The sequence below is a fragment of the Streptomyces sp. MMBL 11-1 genome (assembly GCF_028622875.1).
Lineage (GTDB): Bacteria > Actinomycetota > Actinomycetes > Streptomycetales > Streptomycetaceae > Streptomyces.
This window is the reverse complement of record NZ_CP117709.1, coordinates 2,293,953-2,312,193: the sequence shown is the minus strand read 5'-3', so window position 1 is coordinate 2,312,193 and position 18,241 is coordinate 2,293,953. Positions and strand designations below refer to the sequence as shown.

15 protein-coding genes and 2 tRNA genes are annotated in these 18,241 nt (G+C 69.4%); 13 read left to right on the top strand and 4 right to left on the bottom strand.

Translation table 11 applies throughout. The annotated features are described in order from the left end of the window. Positions 1 to 43 precede the first annotated feature (43 nt). Positions 44 to 868, top strand: coding sequence for an Fpg/Nei family DNA glycosylase (locus PSQ21_RS09945; protein ID WP_274030072.1), 825 nt, complete (start codon positions 44 to 46; stop codon positions 866 to 868). 248 nt (positions 869 to 1,116) lie between these two features. Next, positions 1,117 to 2,262, top strand: coding sequence for a PP2C family protein-serine/threonine phosphatase (locus PSQ21_RS09940; RefSeq protein WP_274030070.1), 1,146 nt, complete (start codon positions 1,117 to 1,119; stop codon positions 2,260 to 2,262). Between the two features lie 84 nt (positions 2,263 to 2,346). On the opposite strand, the gene PSQ21_RS09935 is transcribed toward PSQ21_RS09940, so the two are convergent. Then, entirely contained in the window at positions 2,347 to 3,531 is a 1,185-nt protein-coding gene (locus tag PSQ21_RS09935; RefSeq protein WP_274030069.1) for a cation:proton antiporter, read from the bottom strand. Between the two features lie 293 nt (positions 3,532 to 3,824). Between PSQ21_RS09935 and PSQ21_RS09930 the strand changes: the two genes are divergently transcribed. Beyond that, positions 3,825 to 4,325, top strand: a complete 501-nt coding sequence (locus PSQ21_RS09930; RefSeq protein ID WP_274030068.1) for an HD domain-containing protein — start codon at positions 3,825 to 3,827, stop codon at positions 4,323 to 4,325. 103 nt (positions 4,326 to 4,428) lie between these two features. On the opposite strand, the gene PSQ21_RS09925 is transcribed toward PSQ21_RS09930, so the two are convergent. Further along, a complete protein-coding gene (locus PSQ21_RS09925; RefSeq protein ID WP_274030067.1) occupies positions 4,429 to 5,613 on the bottom strand; it encodes an acyltransferase family protein in 1,185 nt (394 codons plus the stop codon). Positions 5,614 to 6,134: 521 nt separating this feature from the next. Between PSQ21_RS09925 and PSQ21_RS09920 the strand changes: the two genes are divergently transcribed. After that, on the top strand, positions 6,135 to 6,329 hold the full coding sequence (locus PSQ21_RS09920; RefSeq protein ID WP_026290750.1) for a hypothetical protein: 195 nt from the start codon (positions 6,135 to 6,137) through the stop codon (positions 6,327 to 6,329). 61 nt (positions 6,330 to 6,390) lie between these two features. On the opposite strand, the gene PSQ21_RS09915 is transcribed toward PSQ21_RS09920, so the two are convergent. Then, positions 6,391 to 6,464 (bottom strand) — tRNA-Gly (locus PSQ21_RS09915). A gap of 143 nt (positions 6,465 to 6,607) precedes the next feature. On the opposite strand from PSQ21_RS09915, the gene PSQ21_RS09910 reads away from it, so the two are divergent. The 5 genes from PSQ21_RS09910 to clpX all read left to right on the top strand — a co-directional run bounded on the left by PSQ21_RS09910 (position 6,608) and on the right by clpX (position 11,362). Then, positions 6,608 to 6,684 (top strand) — tRNA-Pro (locus PSQ21_RS09910). A 150-nt stretch (positions 6,685 to 6,834) separates the two neighbouring features. Further along, positions 6,835 to 8,235 (top strand): trigger factor, encoded by a 1,401-nt coding sequence (gene tig / locus PSQ21_RS09905; RefSeq protein ID WP_274030066.1) that lies wholly within the window; start codon positions 6,835 to 6,837, stop codon positions 8,233 to 8,235. 300 nt (positions 8,236 to 8,535) lie between these two features. After that, positions 8,536 to 9,141, top strand: a complete 606-nt coding sequence (locus tag PSQ21_RS09900) for an ATP-dependent Clp protease proteolytic subunit (protein ID WP_274035695.1) — start codon at positions 8,536 to 8,538, stop codon at positions 9,139 to 9,141. An 82-nt stretch (positions 9,142 to 9,223) separates the two neighbouring features. Next, complete coding sequence (locus tag PSQ21_RS09895) at positions 9,224 to 9,907, top strand: ATP-dependent Clp protease proteolytic subunit (RefSeq protein WP_097866920.1); 684 nt, start codon at positions 9,224 to 9,226, stop codon at positions 9,905 to 9,907. 156 nt (positions 9,908 to 10,063) lie between these two features. Then, positions 10,064 to 11,362 (top strand): ATP-dependent Clp protease ATP-binding subunit ClpX, encoded by a 1,299-nt coding sequence (gene clpX, locus PSQ21_RS09890; RefSeq protein WP_097866919.1) that lies wholly within the window; start codon positions 10,064 to 10,066, stop codon positions 11,360 to 11,362. Between the two features lie 73 nt (positions 11,363 to 11,435). On the opposite strand, the gene PSQ21_RS09885 is transcribed toward clpX, so the two are convergent. After that, entirely contained in the window at positions 11,436 to 12,440 is a 1,005-nt protein-coding gene (locus tag PSQ21_RS09885; RefSeq protein WP_274030064.1) for a hypothetical protein, read from the bottom strand. 299 nt (positions 12,441 to 12,739) lie between these two features. Here PSQ21_RS09885 and PSQ21_RS09880 point away from each other — a divergent pair, with 299 nt between their 5' ends. The 4 genes from PSQ21_RS09880 (at position 12,740) to ndk (ending at position 17,985) form a co-directional block, all read left to right on the top strand. Continuing rightward, positions 12,740 to 15,361, top strand: a complete 2,622-nt coding sequence (locus PSQ21_RS09880) for a valine--tRNA ligase (protein WP_274030063.1) — start codon at positions 12,740 to 12,742, stop codon at positions 15,359 to 15,361. Between the two features lie 136 nt (positions 15,362 to 15,497). Further along, positions 15,498 to 17,021: a bifunctional tetrahydrofolate synthase/dihydrofolate synthase gene (gene folC, locus PSQ21_RS09875; RefSeq protein WP_274030062.1), complete on the top strand. Its 1,524-nt coding sequence runs from the start codon at positions 15,498 to 15,500 to the stop codon at positions 17,019 to 17,021. Positions 17,022 to 17,029: 8 nt separating this feature from the next. Continuing rightward, positions 17,030 to 17,383, top strand: coding sequence for a DUF4233 domain-containing protein (locus PSQ21_RS09870; protein ID WP_274030061.1), 354 nt, complete (start codon positions 17,030 to 17,032; stop codon positions 17,381 to 17,383). Between the two features lie 188 nt (positions 17,384 to 17,571). Next, positions 17,572 to 17,985 carry a nucleoside-diphosphate kinase gene (ndk, locus tag PSQ21_RS09865; RefSeq protein WP_097866914.1) on the top strand — a complete coding sequence of 138 codons (414 nt, stop codon included), beginning with the start codon at positions 17,572 to 17,574 and terminating at the stop codon, positions 17,983 to 17,985. Positions 17,986 to 18,241: the final 256 nt, after the last annotated feature.

The window sequence follows — 18,241 nt, the reverse complement described above, 5'->3', positions numbered from 1 at the left end:
CCGGCGGCACGGCCATGCCCCGACCCTTCCCAGGAGCCCCGCCGTGCCCGAGGGACACACCATCCGCCGCCTCGCCGACGACCACGCCGAACGGTTCGCGGGCGCGCCGGTACGGGTGAGCAGCCCGCAGGGCAGGTTCTCCGACAGCGCGGCCCTGCTCGACGGGCGGACCCTCACCGCCGCCGACGCCCACGGCAAGCACCTCTTCCTCGGCTTCGGCGACACCGGCTGGGTCCACATCCACCTCGGCCTCTTCGGCAAGCTCGGCTTCGGCACCGCCCCGCCCCCGCCGCCCACCGACACCGTCCGCCTCCGCCTGGTCAACGCCGCCCACCACGCGGACCTGCGCGGCCCCACCACCTGCGCCCTGATCACCGAGCCCGAGAAGCGCGCGATACACCAGCGCCTGGGCCCGGACCCGCTGCGCGGCGACGAGGACGGGGAGCGCGCCTGGCAGCGGGTCTCCCGCAGCCGGACCACCGTCGCCGCCCTGCTGATGGACCAGAAGGTCATCGCGGGCGTCGGCAACGTGTACCGCGCCGAGGTCCTCTTCCGGCACGGCATCGACCCGTACCGCACGGGCAGGGACCTCACCCGCGCCGAGTGGGACACGATCTGGGCGGACCTGGTGGAGCTGATGCGCGAAGGCGTGCGGAACAACCGGATCGACACCGTCCGCCCCGAACACCTCCCCGAGGCCATGGGCCGCCCGCCCCGCAAGGACGACCACGGCGGCGAGGTCTACGTCTACCGCCGCGCGAACCTCCCCTGCCACATCTGCCGTACGGAGATCCGCACGGCGGACCTGGTCTCCCGCAACCTCTTCTGGTGCCCCCGGTGCCAGCCCCCGGGACCCTCCGGCGACTGACGCCCCCGGGACCCTCCGGCGACTGACGCCCCGGCCGGCCACGGGACCCTCCGGAGACCGGGCCCCGGCCGCCCCCGGTGCCCGTCCGCGGTCGGGCGCCGAGCGGTCTTCGCACCACCCCCGGCCCCGCGCATCCCTGTCATATGCCAGAAGAAACCGGTTCCCGCCGCGCCGAGGACCCCATTTCGAGCGCATTGTCACCGGGGTCCCCCTGCACCGGAGGCGTTCGGGTGGATAAGGTCCCGACAGTGGCCCGTAGCGGAGGAGCAGACGACTTCGGGGCCCGGTGGCGGAGAAAGCTGCACCGGGCCCGCATCGGCCTGCGCAAATCCGGGGTCGACTACTTCCGCGGCGACGGCTCCGACTGGATCGCCCTCGTCGGGCTGCTGCTGACGATCCCGGCCATCACCCTCGCCACCGTCGTGAGCCCGCTCTGGATCGACCCGGCCGCCCTCGCCCTGCCCATCGTGGCGGGCGGCCTCCTGCTGCGCCCCGCCAGCCTGCTGGGCCTCTACGCGACGGCCGCCGGCGCGCTGATCGTCGAGGCACTCACCCTCGGCCCGTACCTGGAGGGCCCCGCCCGGGTCACCCCGGGCACCGTGCTCGTGGTCGCCGCCTGCGGATTCTTCGGGCTGGTCCTGGCCCAGTTCCGGGCCCGGGTCGGCGTGCCCTGGCGGCGCGGCGGCACGATGCTCTTCGACCTGCGCGAACGCATCCGGGTCCAGAGCGCGCTGCCCCGGCTGCCCCAGGGCTGGCACCGCGAGATGGCCCTGCGCCCGGCCGGCGGCCAGTCGTTCTCCGGGGACTTCGTCGTCGCGGCCCGCACCCACGGGGGCCGCACCCTGGAGGCCGTCCTCACCGACGTGTCCGGCAAGGGCATGGACGCGGGCTCCCGGGCCCTGCTGCTGTCCGGCGCCTTCGGCGGGCTGCTCGGCTCGCTGCCCCCGCACGCCTTCCTGCCCGCCGCCAACGGCTATCTGCTGCGCCAGGACTGGGACGAGGGCTTCGCCACCTCGATCCACCTGGTGCTGGACCTGGAATCGGGCGACTACGAGATCTTCTCCGCAGGCCATCCGCCCGCCCTCCAGCTGCACGCGGGCACCGGCCAGTGGGAGGAGAAGTCCGGGGAGGGCCCTCTGCTCGGCGTCTACGACGGGGCCGAGTTCGACGCGGTGAAGGGATCGCTCGCGCCCGGCGACGTACTGATGCTGTTCACCGATGGTCTGGTGGAGGCCTCCGACCGGGACATGGCCGACGGCATCGACCGGCTGACGGGCGAGGCCGACCGCTATGTCTCCACCGGTTTCGAGGGCGCGGCCTGGCATCTGATCGAGGCCTGCGCCAAGGACGTCAACGACGACCGGGCCCTGCTGCTGCTCTCCCGTCGGGCCTGAGCGGCCCGGACGTCTTCACGGCCAGGAGGCGCCGGCCACCCGGGGGCCGGGTACCGGGGGAGCCTCCTGGCCGTTCGGTGCCGCTCAGACGGACACCGGTAGCTGTTCCTGATCCTGGTCGCCGTCCTTCTCACGGCCGCCCGGCAGGACGCGGGTCAGCCAGTGGGAGCGTCCGGCGGCCAGTGGCGCGAGTACGGCGAGCAGGAGGACGTAACCGGCGATGAACGGCGAGAGCCGCTCGTCCAGTCCGGCCGCCGCCGCCATCGTGGCCAGGATGAGCGCGAACTCACCGCGGGCGACCAGGGTGGTGGCGATGTTGGACGTGGCCTGGGCGCCGAAGGAGTACACCTTCGCCGCCGCGAGCCCGGCCGCGATGTTCATGGCGAGCGTCAGCACCACGGCGGCCAGCACCGGCCACAGCACGCTCGGGAGGTCGCCCGGGTCGATGGAGAGGCCGAAGGCGAAGAAGAAGATCGCGCCGAACGCGTCGCGCAGCGGGTGGACCAGCTTGAGGATGCGGTCGGCGGACGAGGTGGAGCCGAGCATCAGACCGACCATGAACGCGCCGATCGCGTCGGCGACGCCGAACATCTCGGAGACACCGGCGACGAAGACGGCGACGCCCAGGAAGGAGATGACGAGCAGTTCGTCGTCCTTGGTGTTCATGAGCTTGCCGATGAGCTTCGTGCCGAACCGGGCCGCCAGGGCGAGCAGCAGGAGGAAGCCGAAGGCCTTGCCGCCGTCGATCAGCGCGGCCGAGAGACTGTCCGCACCGGACAGGATCGGCTGGAGCGCGGCGAGGTACAGGGCGAGGAAGATGTCCTCGACGACGATGATGCCGAGGATCGGCCGGGTCTCCGGATTCCCGATGCGCCCGAGGTCCACCAGGATCTTGGTGACGATCGCGGACGAGGAGATGCCGAGGACACCGGCGAGGACCAGCGCCTCAGCCGTGCCCCAGCCCAGCGCGAAGCCGAAGGCGAGACCGGCGCCGACGTTCAGGGCGAGATAGGTCCCACCCGCGATGGCCATCTTCCGGCCGCCCGTCCTGAGGTCGTCCATGTGGAACTCGAGCCCCAGATAGAAGAGCAGGAGGACGAGTCCCAGCGCGGAGAGCATCTCCAGGTCGTGCGGGTTCTTCAGGAGCGTGTAGCCGGGGGTGTGCGGGCCCAGGAGGATCCCGGCCAGGATGAACAGGGGGATCGTCGGCAGCCCGATGCGGCCGCCGAGGCGGGCGAGGACGGCAGCGGCCAGGAAGGCGCCGCCCATGGCGAGGAGGGTGTCTGCGTGTCCGATGAGCCTGATCCTTCGGGGTCGGGGTCAAGAGCTGGTCAAGGGAGCATTAAGAATCCATCAGTAATTAGTTTACCGAACGATTGACGTTGCAACTATGCCTCCGGGGACTTGTCAGGTTTTGTCTGTTTGTTCTCCGCCGTGGACGCCGTGAACGCGCCGGGTCAACAGCCGGACGGCTCGGGCGGGTTCGGCGCGGGGTCCGCGCGACACCGCCGGCGGCCCGCGGCCCCGGGTGCGGTCCCGGGCGCGGCCGTAGGGTCGGGCCCATGACCGGACACGATCTGAGCGTCCCGGAGGTGGAGGCCATCGCCCGGGAGGCCCATGCGCGGCAGACCGACAAGGCGGGCCGCCCGTACGTGGAACACCTGGCGGCGGTGGCGAGGGGGGTACGGGTGCGCGGCGGCGACGACGGGCAGATCGCGGCGGCCTGGCTGCACGACGCGATCGAGGACGCCGCGCTCCCGGCCGGGTGGCTGGCCGCCGCCGCCCTGCCGCAGGAGGTGAAGGACATGGTCCTGGCCGTGACCAGACGGCCGGGCGAGGAGCTGTCCTCGTACGCGGCGCGGATCCTGGCCACCCCGGGCGCGCTGCTCATCAAGGAGGCGGACCTCGCCCACAACGCGGATCCCGCTCGCCTCGCGGTTCTGGACGCGGCGACCCGTACCCGGCTGACGGCGAAGTATGCGCAGGTACGCGAGCTGCTGGGGCTGGTCGACGGCGAATCACCCTCGGACCGAAAGAATCCGGCCAACCCGGAGACGCGCTGATCCACCCGCCGGCCGGGCCGACGGGTGGATCAGGGGAAGGGGCGAGAAGGGTGGTGGGAGGACTCCGACCGGTCCGTGAACGACCGGCCCGCCCGCCGGAGGCTCAGCGGCCGGCGGGGTTCTTCCGGTCGGCGGGGGCTGTCCGGAACGCCCATGCCATGTCCGGCTCGGTGGCCCACTTCAGGGCGCGTCCGACCGGCGGGGAGCACATGAGCGTCACGGCCACCGCCGCCGTGAGTGAGACGACGACCAGCCCGACCGGGTCCGAGAGCCAGGTGTAGCGGTCGAACAGGCCCGCGTACTCGGCCCCCTTGACCAGGAAGCCGTGCAGCAGATAGCCACAGATCGTTCCCGCGCCGAGCGCCGTGAACCACCGCGCCCTGCCGGGCACCCAGGCCAGGAAGCCGACCGTCAGCGCCAGGGCGCAGCCGAACATCGCGAGCGTCATCACCGCGCCGGACCACCACGGCGCGTCCATCTCCTGTGCGCTGTTGGCGCGGTAGAGCCAGCCGAGCTGCATGTGCGGGGCGATCCAGTACGCGAACACCAGCGCGCCGGCGACCAGCGGCAGGGACAGCAGCCGCACCTCGCGCCGCCTGACCAGCTGGAAGTGCTCGGGCTTCATCAGCAGGCCGAGCACGAAGAACGGCAGGAACTGCAGCACCCGCTGGAGGTCGAGGTCATCGCCGATCTCGGGGGAGACGGAGGCGAGCACGGCGATGGCGAGCGCCACCAGCAGCGGATGGCGCAGCGTGCGCCAGATCGGCGTGGTCACCCGCCAGATGAACAGGGCGATCAGGAACCAGGTCAGGTAGAACGGGTCGATCAGGCTGATCGCCATGTCGGGCGCATCGCCCGCGTACCGCTTGAAGAGTGAATAGGCCGTCTCGAACAGCACGTACGGCACCGCGACCGAGGTGATCAGCCGCTTCACCTTGGACGGCGTCATGTCGAACGAGCGGGAGAAATAGCCGGAGATGAGGATGAAGGCCGGCATGTGGAACGCGTACACGATCATGTACAGCGCCCGGGTGGCGCGGCTGCCGTCCATCACGGGTTCCCAGGCGTGCGCCACCGCGACGAGAACGATGGCCAGATACTTCACATTGTCGAAGTAGGGATCGCGCTTCTTCGCCGCCGAGGGCACCGGAGCGGGGGCCGCCTCGGCGCTGGGCCCGGGGGCGGGACGGGGCGCGGCGGCGGTGAGTGTCTGCGCGCGTCCGGACTCCGGCTCCCGGGTCGCCGGGGGGAGCGGGGCCCTCTGAAATACGCTCGGAGCTTGGAACATCTAAGGCACCTTAGACCGGTCGATTGCCTCGCGTAAAACTGCCGATAGATATCGCGTGTTCCCCTTCATTCGAATGTGAAACCGTCGAACACTGCCCGCTATGACGCCCTTGATCCCGCTTAAATGGGGCATATCGACAGGGAGTTGACCGGAGTGAATTACGTCGCATCCACACGGTCAATTGACTGTGAATGAAGTGTGGGGATGCGGAAACGATCGACACGGCAGATATTCGGCCGCAGGGATTTCACAGCCGACACACAGGAAGTGCGAGGACGCGCGTTTTCCGTGTGCCTCCCGCCCGCTCCCCGCCGGCTGCCCGGGCGTGGCGCGGGGCGGGCGCCGTCCCGCACCTGGGGCCGCGGCGGCGCCGATCCGTGAAGGATGGCGGGATCCCGCCAGTCCGCTCCGTCACCCGGCAGCAACCACCGGGGAGTTGGTGGCACGATGGGGGCGACGGGGCGCGCGGTGGTGCACGCTTCCGGGCCGGCAAGGCGGACCGACCGAGGGTGTGATCAGACGTGGCTATTTCACTGTCTATGGTGCTGCTGTTCGCGGTCATCCTGGTGGTAATGATCCGTGGTGGCTCCATCAAGGCCGGTCCCGCGATCGTCGCCGTGCTCTTCGGCTTCTTCCTGGCATCGACCGGCATGGCGCCGTCGATCAACAGGTTCATGAACTCGATAGCCGACACCATCAACCAGATCAGCTTCTGAAGCACCGCGACGCACGAGGGCCGGGCCGGAGGATCATCCTCCGGCCCGGCCCTCGACTGCGTGGAGCGGGCGACGGGAATCGAACCCGCGTAGCTAGTTTGGAAGACTAGGGCTCTACCATTGAGCTACGCCCGCAAGCGTCGCACCGCAGGTCCGTGGACCGCGGCACGAAGAGCATCGTAGCGGGTCGTCGGCGGTGCCCGCACACCCGTTGCGCCGGCCATTCCTGAAGCGGCGGAACCACGGCTCCTGTGCATGTACCCTACGTGTCGCACCGACGGGGTGTGGCGCAGCTTGGTAGCGCGTCCGCTTTGGGAGCGGAAGGTCGTCGGTTCGAATCCGGCCACCCCGACCACCAGCAAGATCGCATTGTGGGAGTCATCCCCCTTGCCGTTACTATGCAAACTGCGTGCCCGTGTGTCTGATGTACCGGGCTCGGTCCGCGAAGCCGCCACTCGGCGGCCCAGCAGAACCCCAAGAAGTCAGCCACCAAGGAGACCGAACCGTGAAGAGCGCCGTGGAGACCCTGAACCCGACTCGGGTTCGGCTCAGCATTGAGGTGCCCTTCGAGGAGCTCAAGGACAGCCTCGACGCGGCGTACAAGAAGATCAACCAGCAGGTCACGGTGAAGGGCTTCCGCAAGGGCAAGATCCCCGCCCGGGTCATCGACCAGCGGTTCGGCCGCGGTGCGGTGCTGGAGGAGGCCGTCAACGACGCCCTCCCGAAGTTCTACACCGAGGCGGTCAACGAGGGTGAGCTGAACGTCCTCGGCCAGCCCGAGGTCGACATCACCGAGCTGAAGGACGGCGAACTGCTCTCCTTCACCGCCGAGGTTGACGTACGCCCCGAGATCGAGATCCCGGACTACTCCGGCATCGAGGTCACCGTCGACGCCCTTGAGGTCACCGACGAAGAGGTCGAGAAGGCCGTGGAGCAGCTCCGCGAGCGCTTCGCCGCCACCAACCCGGTCGAGCGCGCCGCCGCCGACGGTGACGTCGTCACGATCGACCTGCAGGCCAAGGTCGACGGCGAGGTCCTGGAGGACGGCGTGGCCGACGGTGTCTCGTACACCATCGGTTCCGGCGAGCTCCTCGACGGCATCGACGAGGCCGTGACCGGCCTGGAGGCCGGTGGCGAGGCCACCTTCACCTCCGAGCTGAAGGGCGGCTCCGCCGAGGGCAAGGCCGCGGAGGTCACCGTCAAGGTCACCGCCGTCGCCGCCCGTGAGCTCCCCGAGCTGGACGACGACTTCGCCCAGATGGCCAGCGAGTTCGACACGCTGGAGGAGCTGAAGGCCGACAGCCGCAAGCGCCTGGAGACCACCAAGCAGTACGACCAGGCCACCCAGGCCCAGGAGCGCGTCCTGGAGGAGCTGCTGAAGCTCGCCGAGGTCCCGATCCCGGAGAAGCTGCTCGCGGACGAAGTCCAGACCCGCAAGCACAACCTGGAGCACCACCAGCTCGGCCAGATGGGTCTCGACCTGGAGAAGTACCTGGAGATCCAGGGCAAGACCCTGGAGGAGTTCGAGAACGAGACCTCCGAGCAGGCCATCAAGGGCATCAAGACCCAGTTCATCCTGGACGAGCTCGTCAACAAGGAGAAGCTGAACGTCAACCAGGAGGAGCTCACCGAGCACCTCATGCGGCGCGCGCAGTCCTCCGGCATGAGCCCCGACCAGTTCGCCCAGGCCGTCGTCGAGGGTGGCCAGGTGCCGATGCTCGTCGGCGAGGTCGCCCGCGGCAAGGCGCTCGCTGTCGTCGTCGAGGCCGCCAAGGTCGTCGACACCAACGGTGAGGTCGTCGACCTGGAGGACGAGGAAGAGGCCGCCGAGACCACGGAGGCGGCCGCCGAGGCCGTCACCGAGGACAAGGCGGAGGACAAGGCCGAGGAGAAGAACGAGGCCTGAGCCTCGCCCCGATCCCAGGACGGCCTCCGGGCCGGCCGGCCCGACGGGCCCCGGACGCTCCACGCGTCCGGGGCCCGTCGCCGTATCGCGCCGTATCGCTGTGCGAGCCCCGGAACCCTTGTGCCCACTGCGGACCTTGCGCTCCCAGCGAACAGTTGCGGAAGCGGGATGGCGTTGTCCCACCTGCGCGTTAGGGTCCATGAAGAGGAAGGGTGGGGCAGTGACTTCACCCGCCCGGTACGAAGACGCTGAGACGGCCGGAGCCGTCAGAGACGAGCAGGTGGATACGTGACGAATCTGATGCCCTACGCCGCCGGAGAGCCGTCCCTCGGTGGAGGCCTCGGTGACCAGGTCTACAGCCGACTGCTCGGCGAGCGCATCATCTTCCTCGGTCAGCAGGTCGACGATGACATCGCCAACAAGATCACCGCACAGCTTCTCCTCCTTGCCGCGGAGCCCGACAAGGACATCTACCTCTACATCAACAGCCCCGGCGGTTCGGTGACGGCCGGCATGGCGGTCTACGACACCATGCAGTACATCCCGAACGACGTCGTCACCATCGGCATGGGCATGGCCGCCTCCATGGGCCAGTTCCTGCTCACCGGCGGCGCCGCGGGCAAGCGCTTCGCGCTCCCGAACACCGACATCCTCATGCACCAGGGTTCGGCCGGCATCGGCGGCACGGCCTCGGACATCAAGATCCAGGCCAAGTACCTGCTCCGCACCAAGACGCGGATGGCGGAGATCACCGCCCACCACTCCGGCCAGACCGTCGAGACGATCATCCGCGACGGCGACCGCGACCGCTGGTACACGGCGGAGGAGGCCAAGGACTACGGCCTCATCGACGAGATCATCACGGTCGCGTCGGGCATCCCGGGCGGCGGCGGCACCGGTGCCTGATCCGGTTCCCACCGGACCGGACGCACTGCCTCCCGCACGCCTCTCGTACGCCGAGACCTCCAGCCCACAGAACGCCACCAGGATGGTGAACACCCACATGAACAACTTCTCCGGCGCCTCCGCGAGCGGCCTCTACACCGGCCCGCAGGTGGACAACCGCTATGTCGTCCCGCGCTTCGTGGAGCGCACCTCGCAGGGTGTGCGTGAGTACGACCCGTACGCGAAGCTCTTCGAGGAGCGCGTGATCTTCCTGGGCGTCCAGATCGACGACGCCTCGGCCAACGACGTCATGGCGCAGCTGCTGTGCCTGGAGTCGATGGACCCCGACCGCGACATCTCGATCTACATCAACAGCCCCGGCGGCTCGTTCACCGCGCTCACCGCGATCTACGACACGATGCAGTTCGTGAAGCCGGACATCCAGACGGTCTGCATGGGCCAGGCGGCCTCCGCCGCCGCCGTCCTGCTGGCCGCGGGCACCCCGGGCAAGCGCATGGCGCTCCCGCACGCCCGTGTGCTCATCCACCAGCCGTCCTCGCAGACGGGCCGCGAGCAGCTCTCCGACCTGGAGATCGCGGCCAACGAGATCCTCCGCATGCGCACGCAGCTGGAGGAGATGCTGGCCCGGCACTCGACGACCCCGCTGGAGAAGATCAGCGAGGACATCGAGCGCGACAAGATCCTCACGGCCGAGGACGCCTTGGCGTACGGTCTGGTCGACCAGATCGTTTCCACCCGCAAGACCACCGCGGGCGCATCGGTCTGACGTCGGTCTTTCCCCTTGGCACCTCCCGTTCGCACGGCTCGGGCCGTGCGAACCGTGCCAAGGGGGGCCCGAACGGGGGCCCAGGCAAGGTACCGTCGGATAGAGGCACCAGGAGCCGCTGAACCAGGCGTCTCCCAGGCGAAGGGGATTCACCTCGTGGCACGCATCGGTGACGGCGGAGACCTGCTCAAGTGCTCGTTCTGCGGAAAGAGCCAGAAGCAGGTGAAGAAGCTCATCGCGGGACCCGGTGTGTACATCTGCGACGAGTGCATCGATCTCTGCAACGAGATCATCGAGGAGGAGCTCGCGGAGACGAGTGAGGTGCGCTGGGAGGAGCTTCCCAAGCCTCGCGAGATCTACGAGTTCCTGGAGGGGTACGTCGTCGGGCAGGAGCCCGCGAAGAAGGCCCTCTCGGTCGCGGTGTACAACCACTACAAGCGGGTCCAGGCCGGGGAGAACGGCGGCGGCGCCCATCGTGAGGACGCGATCGAGCTCGCCAAGTCGAACATCCTCCTGCTGGGCCCCACGGGTTCCGGCAAGACGCTGCTCGCGCAGACGCTGGCCCGCATGCTCAACGTCCCGTTCGCCATCGCGGACGCGACGGCGCTGACGGAGGCCGGCTATGTGGGCGAGGACGTCGAGAACATCCTGCTCAAGCTGATCCAGGCGGCCGACTACGACGTCAAGAAGGCCGAGACCGGGATCATCTACATCGACGAGATCGACAAGGTCGCCCGCAAGAGCGAGAACCCGTCGATCACCCGCGATGTCTCCGGCGAGGGCGTGCAGCAGGCCCTCCTGAAGATCCTGGAGGGCACCACCGCCTCCGTACCGCCGCAGGGCGGACGCAAGCACCCGCACCAGGAGTTCATCCAGATCGACACGACGAACGTCCTGTTCATCGTGGGCGGCGCGTTCTCGGGCCTGGAGAAGATCATCGAGTCCCGGGCCGGCGCCAAGGGCATCGGCTTCGGCGCCACGATCCGCTCCAAGCTGGAGATCCAGGCGAGCGACCAGTTCCAGGAGGTCATGCCGGAGGACCTGGTGAAGTTCGGGATGATCCCCGAGTTCATCGGCCGTCTCCCCGTGCTGACCTCGGTCCACAACCTGGACCGCGAGGCGCTGCTCCAGATCCTCATCGAGCCGCGCAACGCCCTGGTCAAGCAGTACGAGCGACTGTTCGAACTCGACGGTGTGGAGCTGGAGTTCGAGCGCGAAGCGCTGGAGGCCATCGCGGACCAGGCGATCTTGCGCCAGACCGGCGCCCGCGGCCTGCGGGCGATCATGGAGGAAGTCCTCCAGTCCGTGATGTACGAGGTCCCGTCCCGCAAGGACGTCGCCCGCGTCGTCATCACCCCGGACGTCGTCCGCAACAACGTCAACCCGACGCTGGTCCCGCGCGAGCCGCGCACGATCGGCAAGAACGACGGCGGCCGGCACGAGAAGTCCGCGTAACCGCAGACGACCTGGCCACGCCGAAGGGGCGCCCACCGGATGAACCGGCGGGCGCCCCTTCGGCGTTGAGCGGTCAGATCTTGGTGCGGGAGGTGTTGTAGAGCTTGGCGGTGAGCGCGGCTGTCTCGTCCTGTGTCATCGGCTTGTTGGTCATGGCACCGCCGACGTCGAGGCCGATCACCACGCCCATCGTGCTGTAGTCGGCCCAGATGCAGACCGGCATGGTCATCTCCTTGGGCCCCTTCTGCGCCGTGCCGTCCGCCTTGTCATTGATGACCTTGACGTCCTGGCACTTCATCAGCGCGCCCTCGAAGCCGTCCGGAGAGGCGGACTTCGGGCTGCCCACCAGCGACCCCTCGCTGTTCTCGCTCGCCGCCACCTCCTTCTCGGCGTTCTTGAAGGAGCCGTCGATGGCCTTCTCCGGGTCCTCGATCTCGCCCCAGGCGCCCTGCAGCATGAGCATCTTCGCGAGGAGCGGGTTGGTCTTGAGATCACCGCTCACGTACTGGGCCGCGACCGTGTGAGGGTTCTTGATCCCCATCGCCTCGGCCTCGGCCTTCTTCGTGCCGGTCATCGCCGACTCGGGCTTCTTCTTGGACGGGTCCTGCTTGTAGTCGTCCACCGAAGCGGCAGGCGTCAGCTTGTACCCCTTCGTGGAGTCCGCCACGTCACCGCTGCCGCCGCCGGAGGTCAGGAAGTACACCCCGCCCGCGATGACCGCGAGGGCCACCACGGCCACGCCGACGATCAGGCCGGTCTTCTTCTTCGGCTGCTGCGGCTGTCCGTCGTACCCCGGCTGCCCGCCGTACGGAGGCGCCGGCGGCTGCTGGCCGTAGGGGCCCGGCTGCTGGGCCTGCGGGTAGCCGTAGCCCTGCTGCGGCTGCTGCGGCTGCCCGTACGGGTTCGGCTGCTGCGGGGGGACTCCCTGGGGGGCCTGCTGCGGGTAGCCGTAGCCGGGCTGGCCCTGCGGGGGGCCCTGGGGCGGCGGGGCGCCGTACGGGCCCGGCTGCTGTCCGTACGGTCCGGGCTGGCCCTGCGGCGGCTGCCCGCCGTACGGGCCCGGCTGGTTGTAGCTCATTGCGGTGTCCCCTCCAGAATTCTCGGCCCGACCGACACGTGGAGGGCGGCGTCGCGGGGCTGGGCACGCGCATCTGCGGCGTTGTCGTCAATCACCAACGCTCCGCGTTGACTCAATCCTCCGCCTTGCAGCTGCACGCACCCAGCCCCGCTCCTTCTCCCGCCCTCCACGTGCCGGCCGGACCTTATGCGTTGCGAACATCCTGACGGAAGCCGTCCTGACATGGGGGATCGGGTCGGACACCGTTACTGAACCAATCCGTTTCAGTGCAGACCTGTGACGGCCCTAAACTGTCCCCCGTGACCGAGAACTCATCGCAGCAGCCAGCCAGCAACCCCGAACTGCCGACCACGTACACGCCGGCCGACGTAGAGGGGAAGCTGTACGAGCGCTGGGTGGAGCGCGGTTACTTCGAGGCGGACGCCAAGAGCCAGAAGCCCCCGTACACCATCGTCATCCCCCCGCCCAACGTCACCGGCGCCCTGCACCTGGGACACGCTTTCCAGGTCACGCTGATGGACGCCCTCACCCGCCGCAAGCGGATGCAGGGCTTCGAGACGCTGTGGCTGCCCGGCATGGACCACGCGGGCATCGCCACGCAGAACAAGGTCGAGCAGCAGCTCGGCGAGGAGGGCAAGTCCCGCCACGACATCGGGCGCGACGCCTTCGTCGAGCGGGTCTGGCAGTGGAAGGAAGAGTACGGCGGCCGGATCCTCGGCCAGCTGCGCCGCCTGGGCGCGGGCCTCGACTGGTCGCGCGAACGGTTCACCATGGACGAGGGCCTCTCCCGCGCCGTCCAGAAGATCTTCAAGGACCTCTACGACGACGGTCTCATCTACCGCGCCGAGCGCATCATCAACTGGTGCCCGCGCTGCCTCACCGCCATCTCGGACATCGAGGTGGACTACCAGGAGGACGACGGCGAGCTCGTCTCCCTGAAGTACGGCGAGGGCGACGAGACCCTGGTCGTCGCCACCACCCGGGTCGAGACGATGCTCGGCGACACCGCCGTCGCCGTCCACCCCGACGACGAGCGCTACGCCCACCTCATCGGCAAGCGCGTCAAGCTGCCGCTCACCGACCGCACCATCCCGGTCGTCGCCGACACCCACGTCGACCCGGAGTTCGGCACCGGCGCCGTCAAGGTGACCCCGGCGCACGACCCGAACGACTTCGCGATCGGCCAGCGCCACGACCTGGAGTCCCTCACGGTCATGGACGAGCGCGGTGTCATCACCGTGCCCGGTCCCTTCCAGGGGCTCGACCGCTTCGAGGCCCGCTCGGCCATCGTCGCCGCGCTGCGCGAACAGGGGCGTGTCGTCGCGGAGAAGCGCCCGTACGTCCACTCCGTCGGGCACTGCTCCCGCTGCAAGACCACCGTCGAGCCGAGGCTCTCCCTCCAGTGGTGGGTCAAGGTCGAGACGCTCGCCAAGGCCGCCGGTGACGCGGTCCGCGACGAGCGGGTCACCCTGCACCCCAAGGACATGGAGAAGCGGTACTTCGACTGGGTCGACAACCTCCACGACTGGACGATCTCGCGCCAGCTCTGGTGGGGCCACCGCATCCCCGTCTGGTACGGGCCGAACGGCGAGGTCGTCTGTGTCGGCCCCGACGACGAGGCGCCCACCGGCGAGGGCTGGACCCAGGACGAGGACGTCCTGGACACCTGGTTCTCCTCGGGCCTGTGGCCCTTCTCCACGCTCGGCTGGCCGGAACAGACGCCGGACCTGCAGAAGTTCTACTCCACGGACGTCCTGCTCACCGGCCACGACATCATCTTCTTCTGGGTCGTCCGGATGATGATGTTCGGCCTGTACGCGATGGACGGCGAGGTGCCCTTCAAGACGGTCGCCCTCACCGGCCTGGTCCGCGACGAGTTCGGCAAGAAGATGTCGAAGTCCAACCCGAACGCGGTCGACCCGATCGAGTGGATGGACGCCTACGGCTCCGACGCCGTCCGGTTCACCCTGGCCAACGGCGCCAACCCGGGCGCCGACGTCCCGATCGGCGAGGACTGGGTCAAGGCCTCCCGCAACTTCGCCAACAAGATCTGGAACGCCACCCGTTTCGCCCTGATGAACGGTGCGACGATCGAGGGACCGCTCCCGGACCCCTCCGCGATGACGGCCACCGACCGCTGGATCCTGTCGCGCCTCAACCAGACCGTCGCCGACGTCGACCGGTACTACGACGACTTCCAGTTCGCCAAGGTCTCCGACGCGCTGTACCACTTCGCGTGGGACGAGGTCTTCGACTGGTACGTCGAGCTGTCCAAGACGACGTTCTTCGCGGGCGGCGAGCAGGCCAAGGTCTCCGGCCGGGTCCTCGGCGAGGTCCTCGACGTCACCCTGCGCCTGCTCCACCCGATCGTCCCGTTCGTCACGGAGACGCTGTGGACCACGCTGACCGGCGGCGAGTCCGTGGTCGTCGCCGACTGGCCCGCCGACTCCGGCTTCCGCGACGAGGCGGCCGAGAAGGAGATCGAGCTGGTCCAGCAGGTCGTCACCGAGGTCCGCCGCTTCAAGGGCGACCAGGGGCTCAAGCCCGGGCAGAAGGTCCCCGCCGAGCTGACCCTCGTCGGTACCTCGCTCGTCCCGCACGAGGCGGCCATCCGCCAGCTGCTGCGTCTGGAAGCGGCCGGAACGGGCTTCAGCGCCACCGCCTCCCTCCCGGTCGCCGGGGCCACTGTCGCCCTGGACCTGTCCGGCACCATCGACGTGCCGGCCGAGCGCAAGCGCCTCACGAAGGACCTGGAGGCCGCGCGGAAGGAGAAGGCCCAGGCGGAGGGCAAGCTCGGCAACGAGGCCTTCCTCGCCAAGGCCCCGGACAACGTGGTCGACAAGATCCGTGGCCGGCTCTCCAAGGCCGAGGCCGACATCGAGCGGATCGGCGCCCAGCTGGCGGCCCTCCCGCAGAGCTGATGTCCTGAGGCCGAAGCCCCCGCACCCCCGACCGACCGGGGGAGCGGGGGCTTCGCCGTACGCCCTCCGTGGCCCGCCCGGCCCCACTCCGCCGGGCGCTGCGCGCGTTGTCGGCGCCCATCCGTAGACTGGGCGCGTGAGTGAGCCCCGCCCTTCAGACCGGCACGACGCGCCCGATCCCGACGACACCTTCGAGGAGATCGTCGACGAGGCGACCCAGCGCGACCCCGACCTGGCGGTGATCGAGGCCGGGAGCCGCACACTGCGCGCCCACTCGGGTCAGCCCCAGGGCGAAGCGGTCCCGGCCCGCCCGGCCGACCCCGAGACCGACCGGGCGCTGCGCGCGGTGGAGCAGGAGCTCGCCGGACGCTGGGGCGAGACCAAGCTGGAGCCGTCCGTCACGCGCATCGCCGCGCTGATGGACGTCCTCGGCGAGCCGCAGCGCGCCTACCCCTCCATCCACATCACCGGTACCAACGGCAAGACCAGCACGGCCCGCATGATCGAGGCCCTGCTCAACGCCTTCGAGCTGCGCACCGGCCGCTACACCTCCCCGCACGTCCAGTCGATCACCGAGCGGATCAGCCTGGACGGCTCCCCGATCACGCCCGAGCGCTTCATCGAGACGTACGAGGACGTCAAGCCGTACGTCGAGATGGTCGACGCCCAGCAGCCCTACCGGCTCTCCTTCTTCGAGGTCCTCACCGGCATGGCGTACGCGGCCTTCGCCGACGCGCCCGTCGACGTGGCGGTCGTCGAGGTCGGCATGGGCGGCACCTGGGACGCCACCAACGTCATCGACTCCACGGTCGCCGTCGTCACCCCGATCTCGCTCGACCACACAGACCGGCTCGGCACCACTCCGGCCGAGATCGCCGGCGAGAAGGCCGGGGTCATCAAGCAGGGCGCCACGGTCATCCTGGCGCAGCAGCCGGTGGACGCCGCGCAGGTGATGCTCAAGAAGGCCGTCGAGGTCGACGCCACCGTGGCCCGCGAGGGCATGGAGTTCGGTGTCACCTCCCGCGAGATCGCGGTGGGCGGACAGCTCCTGACGCTGCGTGGCCTCGGTGGCGAGTACACGGACATCTTCCTCCCGCTCTACGGGGCCCACCAGGCGCACAACGCGGCCGTCGCGCTCTCCGCCGTCGAGGCGTTCTTCGGCATCGGCGCCGAGCAGGCCCGCTCCCTCGACATCGACGCGATCCGCAAGGCGTTCGCCTCGGTGCTCTCGCCCGGCCGCCTGGAGGTCGTGCGCTCCAGCCCGACCGTTGTGCTGGACGCCGCGCACAACCCGGCGGGGGCCAAGGCGGCGGCGGACGGCATCTCCGAGGCGTTCAGCTTCTCCCGGCTGATCGGCGTGGTCGGCACGAGTGGCGACAAGGACACCCGCGGGCTCCTGGAGGCCTTCGAGCCGATCTTCGCCGAGATCGTCGTCACGCAGAACTCCACCGCCCGCGCGATGGACGTGGACGAGCTGGCCGCGATCGCCGTCGAGGTCTTCGGCGACGACCGGGTCCAGGTCGAGCCGCGGCTCGACGACGCGCTGGAGGCGGCGATCACGCTGGCCGAGGAGGAAGACGAGTACGCGGGCGCCGGAGTGCTGGTGACCGGATCCGTGATCACGGTCGGCGAAGCCCGGCTGCTGCTGGGAAGGGGCTGAACAGAAGGATGCGGACGCTCTGCGCCTCGACGCTGATCGGCGAGTTCTTCGTGATCGGCTTCGCCGGTCTCGTCGCGATGAAGCTGGACGACGCCTCCATGGCCCTGGTCTGGACGGTGTGCGGCATCGGCATGGCCCTGTCCGTGCTGCTGTGCGGAATGATCACCCGGCCCGGCGGCGTCCAGCTGGGCTGGGCGCTCCAGGCCGCACTGGTCCTGAGCGGGTTCGTGGTCCCGATGATGTTCGTCCTGGGCCTGGCCTTCGGCGGCCTGTGGTGGGCCTCGGTCCATTACGGCCGCAAGGTCGACGAGGCCAAGGCCCACTGGGCGGCCCAGCAGGAAGCCGGAGAGGCCACGGCCTGAGCCCCTCGGCCGGGCCTCCTGTCCGGAGGTCCGGATCGTGCCGGGCCCGCCCGGCACGCTTGCCCCCGGGCCCCGGAAATCCGGGGCCCGAAGGTGACCCTGGGTGAACCCGGGCGCGGACCCGCCTCCGGACCCCTGTAATCTCGCCCTCACCGCACCCGTATGCCTGGCCTTGCAAGGAGCCGTACATGACTCAGCGCACTCTCGTCCTGCTCAAGCCCGACGCGGTCCGCCGTGGCCTGATCGGCGAGATCGTCGGCCGCATCGAGCGCAAGGCCGACTGGCGGATCACCGCGCTGGAGCTGCGCACGCTGGACCACGAGACGCTGGAGCAGCACTACGGCGAGCACCAGGGCCGCCCGTTCTACGAGCCGCTCATGGAGTTCATGAAGTCCGGCCCCGTCGTCGCCCTGGTGGCCGAGGGCGAGCGGGTCATCGAGGGCGTCCGCGCCCTGGCCGGCCCCACCGACCCGATCGCCGCCGCGCCCGGGTCCATCCGCGGTGACTTCGGCACGATCACCCGGGAGAACCTCATCCACGCCTCGGACTCCGAGGAGTCCGCGGAGCGGGAACTGAAGCTTTTCTTCCCGGGACTCTCCTGACCCGATCGGCCAAACAGCGCTGTACGCGAGGGGCGACCGAAGTAATTCGGTCGCCCCTCCGCATAGGGTTTGGTATCGCGGGAACGCATCCCTCCGACGTAACGTCACCATGGGTAGAACGGGCACCCGTTCCGCTCACACTGGCGAAGGACCCTCGCGCTGTGTCCGTGTATACGGCACTACGATGGAAGCTTCCACGCCCGCAGCGCCAACCTCGCCTACCAGAACAAGCCATCTTCGCTACCTGGGAAGGCCC